Raw genomic sequence first — 5,643 nt, 5'->3', positions numbered from 1 at the left:
TAATAAATTGATTGGTTTAATAGTGATTCTATAGAAGTTATCTAAAATAAAAAAAGTCGATATTCAGTTTTCAGGGAACAAAAAGCCAGTCTTGGCTTTTTTTATTATACTTTTACCCTAAACTTGAAGTAATTTTGTAAATTATTTTATAAAACTCAAGCAAAAAACAAAAAAGAATTAAATTTGAAAAAATCAGCATTTTTTTACATTTTTAGTTCGAAAAGTATTTTTATTTAGTTATAAATAAACTAAATAAAATGAGGTAAAAATGATAATAAAAGATCAAAGAGTAAAGATTCCTAAAAAGGTTCAAATTATAAGAAAAGATGATAATAAATATGTATATTATCTTGAAGGAACAGAATATAAAAAAGATAAAAAATATAATATCGATAAGAGAGTTAATATTGGGAAAATAGATCCAAAAAAATGACAACTTATTAATACCAAATGATGAGTATTTTTTAATTTTTTGGACACAAAAATAACAATCATAGAAGATGATAAAAAAATATCCTCTGTCGTTTCTATCGGGCAATATTTGGTAATAACTAGAATTTTTAAAGATTTATATATAGATGAACAATTAAAAAATATTTTTAACACAAAAAGCGAATTAATAAAGGCATTGACATTTTATTATATTGATGAAGAATCTATGGCTTCGCAATTATTTGAAAAGTGGCATATAAAATTTTCTCTGGTTTGTTTTCAATTCCTTCAAAACTTAACGATATCAATGCTTTTGCATAAAGATATAACAACAAAAAAATATACTTGAATTTATTATAGATGATTAAAACAATTAAGAACATATTTAGAATATTCGAATGGCGTATATTTATCTGTTGATTCAATGAACTTTAAAATAAGTTAAAAAAACATGAAACATGCTGAATATGGAAAGCCAAAGGTTGATGAAAGACTGCCATAAATAAACTTATCGTATTGTTTAGATCCAAAGACTGGTTACCAATTTTTTATGATTTATATCCCAAATCAGTTACTGATGTAGGTTACTACAAAAAAATGATTGATAAAGTTTTAAATTTGCGTTATAAATCAGCAACTTTAGTATTGGATCGCGCTTATTTTTCAAAGGACAATATTGAAAATATTACTTCTGAAAACATTGACTTTATAATTATGGCAGAAACTTATAACAAAAGATTAAGTAGTTTATTAAATAAAAACAAAGATAAAATATATAAAAATGCTGAAAATTTAATTTTGAACATAAAGTTTTTACTTGAAAAACATACGAGCAAGCTTTTACAAATTCAACAAGCAAGTATTTCATTTATATGTTTTATAATGAACAAAAAAAGCATCATTAGAAGTTGAAAAATATAATACGGTTTTAAATATATTATCAAAACAACTTGAAAATATAGAATACTTAAATGAAGATATTTATAAACATATGGAAATTATTTTGATTTTAAAGTGGATGAAGAAAGAAAAATAATTTCTTATGAAATAAATAAGAAAAATTATCAAGACGTGCTTGATAATTCTGGTTATTTTTGTCTAATAAATTTAGATTTGTGTGATTGCTATTCTCAAATCTCTTACTCAAAAAGTAAGCAGGAGATAAATTTGCACAAAATTTACTATATTACTAGTTTAAACACAATTTTATTTATGTGCTTTTGATATTTCTTACTTGTATTTGATATCCTCTCATTTTTCTAAATTAAAGTCCTGAAGAAAATTAATTAATAAATCTCCGGCAGCAATTAAGTCTGAAATTGCACAAACACCTATAGGGCTATGTAAATATCTTTGTGGTAAAGAAATGGTTAGAGTCGCTGCCCCACCATGAGCAAATTGAAGTTCATGAGCATCTGTTCCTCCTCCCATTGCAACAAATTTATATGTAGGTATGTTATATTTTTTTGATATGTTTTGAAATTCTTTAACTAATTTTGGGTCCATCATTGTACCACGATCCTTTATTCTTAGAGCAGCACCCTTGTATAATAAAGTATTTCCTGGGATTGTGTTAGGAGTGTCATGTGATGCGCATGTATCAAGAGCAATTGCTATGTTTGGCTTAATTAATGAAACACTAGTTCTAGCCCCTCTTGTTCCTACCTCTTCTTGCACTGTGCCAACTAAGTAGAGATCAACATCAAGATCTTTATCGTTGATGGCATTAGCAACGTATTCTAGAACAGTTATACCAGCTCTATTATCCATTGCTTTTCCGCCCAATAAATTAGGATCATTAAATAGTATAGTTTCACCTGACATGTATACTAAGTCACCTACGCCAACTCCTTGTTCTTTGGCATCTTCATCTGATTTAAAACCAAAATCAGCATAAATTTCATTATTAGAAATTGCTTTTGAAATTTCATTTTCTTGCATAATGTGTATGCTTGTGTGGCCAAAAACGCCATTAATGGTTTTGCCTTCCTCTGTTACTAATTTTGCCTTTGTTCCAATTACTGTTGATGGTCAAATACCTCCAACAGGAGATAAATAAAGTTGTCCCTTTTTATCTATGTTTCTAACTAGAAACCCTACTTCATCCATATGCGCAGCAATCATAACTTTTGGCGCATTAGGATTTTTTGATTTCTTTCTAAATATAACTGATCCAAGGTTATCTCTACTAATCTCAAATTTTTTATTTCCTAGTGATTTTTTCAACTCATTAACCACAGGCTCTTCATAACGCGACATAGCCTCAATTTCCATGTATTTAATTAATCTTTGTTTGAATAACTCATTTTTATCCATAAATTTATAAACCTCTTTAAATATAAAAATAATATATAAATTTTATCAAAATAACTAAGTTTTAATAATCGATATGTGACCCTTCAATTTTGTATAGTTTATCTTTATGTTTTGATAAAAAAACACTAGCAAGCGTTGCTAGTGTTAAATTATTGTTTTTTAAATTCAATATAGCTTTGTTGTTTTGAATGGTTTGTAAAAGTAATTTTGAAACGATTGTCCTTTTCATTGTTGTTAAATTTATAAGCCACATAAACGACTAGTTTATCTTTGTTATTTCTTTTCTCAATTTTGCCTAAAAACTCAACGGTGCTATTACCGCTTTTACTTCTTCAATCAATTATTCCGCCCTTTTTTAGAAAAATATTTCTAATTTTGATATTAAATATCGTTGCATATAGGGCTTGATTCACTTTTTCTTTGGTTAAACCATTTATATTATTATTTTTGAGTGCATTAATAATTTCTTGTTCAGTATACATTTTTTTATAATTTGTAGTTTCATCTATTTGCAAAAGAAAAACTGGTTTAGTTGCTTCAACTTTAAGCTGATATGCTTCATTTATCTGGTTTACAAAATTTTGCATTTTTTCCACATAACCATTAGTTTTAGTGTAAAAATTATGGTCTGGTTTTTTAAATCATTCACCAAATTCATTATTTTTTCTTAAAATTTTAAAAGCATCTTCACGATAATTGACTAGTCCATTTTGATTAAAATTAATTCCTTTTAGGTCTGTAGGTTTTAATATTTTATTTTCACTAACATTAAAACTATTTCCAAAATCTTTAAAAGGTTTATACATGTTTGCTAGCATTATTTCAGTTTCGACATATTTTTTTACTGTACTAATATGTTTCAACACTTGACCAACGGTTGTGCTATCATTTATTAAATTTTTAAAATGATTTTGAATGTTAGTAGTTGTTTCAGATACATTTTTTCCAAAAATTTTATCATCATATACAGAATTTATTTTTTGTGTTTCAGTACTAATTAAATTTCTAAATTTTTCTTTAATTTCATCAACCAATTTTTTTTTTGTTAGGTGATTTTAGTTTAGATAACGGAACCAAATTATCATTCATATCATAAATTATATTTGATTCGCCCCTTAGAGATTCAAAAAGTTTAGTTGCTAATGCAGCAGGACTACTCAATCCTTCTTCATCATCAGAAATTCAAGGTTCATTATGCTCTGGTTCGTTTGGAGAGACTTCATCAGCGCCTTCATCTCACTCTTAAGGACTATTATGATTTGGTTCATGGTTTTCTCATGGTTCGCTTGATTCAGGTTCATTTGATGGGAATATATCTAACTCATTTTCGATATAGTCATCTTCTAGTGGAAAATCAAAAGCATGTTGTTTTCCGTCATCTTTGGATTTATCATAGTATTTATATCATTGTTTGTAGTATAAATTATCAATTGTTTTTTTGATTAATTCATTAGTCGGATCACTAAAATCAATTTCAAATTTCGGTCCTTTAAAACCATTCAAAATATTTGAGCTAGTGTCTTGATCCTTTGGAAGATCAGGGATCAGATCTTTTGGTAATAAATTTCCAATCAATAAATTTTTAATATGTTTATTTTTATGTCTAATATCATTTAGAGTATCCTTTGGTAGAATACTTTTAATAGTTTCATAAACTGATTGTAAATCATTTTTTTGTTCTTTAACTTTAGGTTTTTTCTTAGGAGTATCAGATATTTTATCAGGGCTAGGTTTTGGGTTTGGTATATTATGTGTTTTTGTATTTACACATGAAAATGCAACCGCTGCGGTTGCTATTGTTGGTAAAAGACCTAAGAAAAATCAACTTATTTTTCGCATATTTTCTCCTTAGTATTAGGTTTTATTAATAAAAATATTATATTACATTATCACTATTTTCCTAGGTAAATAGGGTTAATAGTAACTAAAAAAGCAATTAGCAATAATATAAAGCTTTTTTGCTTACATTAAATTGATAACAATGCATGGTTGTTGCAAAAAGCATAAACTTAATTAGCATAGGTTTTTTAGTTTAAATTATTTAATTTTTAAATTACTTCCAAAAATAAAAGATGGATAATTGATTATGCTTTCTCATGCGTTTTTTGTATTTGTGCTCAGTTTAAATTTCTTGAAAAATAATTAAATATATTTTTGTTTATTTAGCAATCCTAGTTTGCTTAATTGTCTCAAAATATCTCTTTGAGCTAAAATAATGTACAAAACTATACTAATTTTTGTTTTGTTATTCTAGCAAATTAATTATTAACTAAACTTATTCAAATCTTGCTAAATTAGATGAACCAATGAAAGAAATAAGAAATCATTTATAGACTAAAAATTAATAATTTAGCAAGTTTTAGAAATTCATATAGGAAAAAAGAAAAAATAAGAATCTAAAGGCAATGTTAAACCTTGCTATAGTGAATTAAATAAATATTTCCTGTGGATGGTCTTTAAGTAAATCGTGGAGACCGATAAACATGATAGAAATTAATCAATTAAGAAAATAATTATTTTAAAAACCTTAATGACGAAGAAAGAATTAAATTATAAAAAAATATTATGTTATCAATTGTACCTTAATATATGGTTTTTAAATATCTATCTTTATTTTTTTCTTTTTAATTTTAATTGAAATTGAAGTAATAGGTTTAGATATAGTTTATTCTCAAACCAGTTTAAATTATCTTTTTTAACCAAAAACAAAAAAAAAAAAAAAAATAAATTATAATTATGACTTGCGCCAATTCTTCTAGACATAATTAAAAAATGTTTGGGAATAGCCTGAATTCATAAAATTTTAAGGAGAAAAATGAAAAAAAGCAAATTACTTTTTTTAGGATTTTTACCTGTTTTGGCAACACCAGTTATAGCTCTATCATGTGCAAATCC

Annotated in this window: 6 protein-coding genes; 2 read left to right on the top strand and 4 right to left on the bottom strand. The window is 25.9% G+C overall.

Annotated features, from left to right (window positions below):
• The first annotated feature begins 268 nt into the window (after positions 1 to 268).
• Both ACWXVP_RS03140 and ACWXVP_RS03135 read left to right on the top strand, forming a co-directional pair.
• The gene (locus tag ACWXVP_RS03140; protein WP_456013042.1) at positions 269 to 877 is read left to right on the top strand and encodes a hypothetical protein; all 609 of its coding nucleotides are present in this window, start codon (positions 269 to 271) and stop codon (positions 875 to 877) included.
• 71 nt (positions 878 to 948) lie between these two features.
• Positions 949 to 1,353, top strand: coding sequence for a transposase (locus tag ACWXVP_RS03135; RefSeq protein WP_456013040.1), 405 nt, complete (start codon positions 949 to 951; stop codon positions 1,351 to 1,353).
• 309 nt (positions 1,354 to 1,662) lie between these two features.
• Here ACWXVP_RS03135 and ACWXVP_RS03130 read toward each other — a convergent pair whose 3' ends face one another.
• The 4 genes from ACWXVP_RS03130 to ACWXVP_RS03115 all read right to left on the bottom strand — a co-directional run bounded on the left by ACWXVP_RS03130 (position 1,663) and on the right by ACWXVP_RS03115 (position 4,587).
• Complete coding sequence (locus ACWXVP_RS03130; RefSeq protein WP_456013039.1) at positions 1,663 to 2,748, bottom strand: M42 family metallopeptidase; 1,086 nt, start codon at positions 2,746 to 2,748, stop codon at positions 1,663 to 1,665.
• Positions 2,749 to 2,897: 149 nt separating this feature from the next.
• Entirely contained in the window at positions 2,898 to 3,782 is an 885-nt protein-coding gene (locus ACWXVP_RS03125) for a hypothetical protein (RefSeq protein WP_456013037.1), read from the bottom strand.
• Positions 3,766 to 3,909, bottom strand: coding sequence for a hypothetical protein (locus ACWXVP_RS03120; RefSeq protein ID WP_456013035.1), 144 nt, complete (start codon positions 3,907 to 3,909; stop codon positions 3,766 to 3,768). Before ACWXVP_RS03120 ends, ACWXVP_RS03125 begins: the two co-directional genes overlap by 17 nt.
• Before the next feature lie 81 nt (positions 3,910 to 3,990).
• Positions 3,991 to 4,587: a hypothetical protein gene (locus ACWXVP_RS03115; protein ID WP_456013033.1), complete on the bottom strand. Its 597-nt coding sequence runs from the start codon at positions 4,585 to 4,587 to the stop codon at positions 3,991 to 3,993.
• Between the last annotated feature and the right edge of the window lie 1,056 nt (positions 4,588 to 5,643).

The organism is Mycoplasma sp. 1781 (assembly GCF_053851675.1).
This window is presented reverse-complemented; position numbering and strand designations above follow the sequence as displayed.